The sequence below is a fragment of the Calditrichota bacterium genome (assembly GCA_016867835.1).
Taxonomy (GTDB): Bacteria; Electryoneota; AABM5-125-24; order Hatepunaeales; family Hatepunaeaceae; genus VGIQ01.
Map to the genome: position 1 here is coordinate 1 of VGIQ01000214.1, position 1,619 is coordinate 1,619.

A 1,619-nucleotide genomic window follows, 5' to 3' on the forward strand; every position below is an offset into this window, starting at 1 on the left:
TAACGCCGTCGTCATAGATGCGGAAGTTCTGAGCCGCGTAGCCGCCAACCCAGAGGTTATGGCCGTCGTGCGCGACGCAGGAGTAGGGTTGATCCGCTCCCGGGAAGACCTGGAATCCCTGAACCCGCCCGGTGCACTGCCAGTTGGCTTCATTCACGGCGATCTGGTTCACCTGCATATTGTTGTAGCTGGTCATCCAGAGTTTGCCGTCCGGGTGCTTCGGAACCCAATCAATACCGTAGGCAACGATGTTGTTATGGTATTGAATGTGGTTGCTGATCGTGCCGATCCGCTGGCCGAGCGTGTTGTCTTGATTAAGCGGATAGACGTGAATCGGCTGGTTCGCTTCGGAAGTCTGAATGAAGAGGCGATTCTCTTCGATGTCCGCCGCGAGACCGTAAACGCCCGCCGGCGCGTTGATCGCGCCGATGCCTTGACCCTGCGCGTTGAAGCGCTGGATCTGGGCGTTGCCGAGAGTGCTGGTCCAGTAGAGGCCGTTGATCCACGCCCCGTCCATACAGTTGCCGGGGTTGATCTGAATGACCTGCTGGAAGTTCTGGTAGTTGTTGTCGTGGGTGTAAGCCCGGGCAGCGGCGTTGGTGTAGGAAGTAATCCACATCCGCTCGTTGTCCCAGTCCCAACCTGCGGGGCTCTTGTATTGGTTCGCCGCCCAGCCGTTCGGAACGAACTGGCCGAGTAGCTGACCCGGATTGTCGCGACGGGCGACGGGGCCTGCAAGGCTCCGGATGTCGCGGCCATTGTCGTCGCGGCCCGGTTCGGCGATGATCTCGGTCTCGATGGCGAAGCGGAGCGGAGCGCCGCCGTCGTTCGTTACCGTGATCTCGTGATCGGCCGAGCCGCCGGTGAAGAGTTCATCTTCGATGGCGCCCGGATCGATGCCGAAGATCGGGGGAGCGCCGGTTGCGCCGAACACTGCGAACTGATATTCGCTCTCGTCCGGGTCGTCCGACCAGATGGTGAAGGTGCCGGCGTGATCGCCGTCGTCTTCAGCGCCGAGCGTCAGGGTGACGCGCTGCGTTTCATCCGGACCGATAACAAACTGATCCGGCGAAGCAGTGAACATCCCGTTGTCGCAATCGAAACCGTCAACCGTCAGGTCGGCGGTGCCGTCGTTCGTCACATTGACGACGATGTCATAGGCGAAGCCGGTGAAGAGGTCCGGATACGCCCGATTCCAGTTGACGACGTCCGGGAAGCCGATGTTGGCAGGCCATGCGACAGTGATGTCGGGAGCGCCGTGAACGAAGAGTGTCACGTTGACCGCGACGTCATCGTCGACCGGGTCGTTCGACATAAAGTGAACGTCGGCTTCATAGTCGCCTTCGATCAGACCGGTCGCATCGAGCGTGAAAATCACGTCCATCGAGGCGCCCGGTTCCAGCGCGCCTTCTTCCGGCTCGACGATCAGCCAGTAGGCTTCGGTTACGCCGTCGTCGTAGATGCGGAAGTTCTGAGCCGCGTAGCCGCCAACCCAGAGGTTATGGCCGTCGTGCGCGACGCAGGAGTAAGGCTGATCCTGTCCCGGGAAGACCTGGAAGTTCCGGACATTAGCCGTAGCCTGCCAGTTCTCCTCATTCACAGCAATCTGGTTGGCGCGC

1 protein-coding gene is annotated in these 1,619 nt (G+C 60.7%); it reads right to left on the reverse strand.

The features are described 5' to 3' along the window. On the reverse strand, window positions 1–1,600 hold a 1,600-nt coding region (locus FJY67_12240; protein MBM3330214.1), incomplete at its 3' end, for a hypothetical protein. Between the last annotated feature and the right edge of the window lie 19 nt (window positions 1,601–1,619).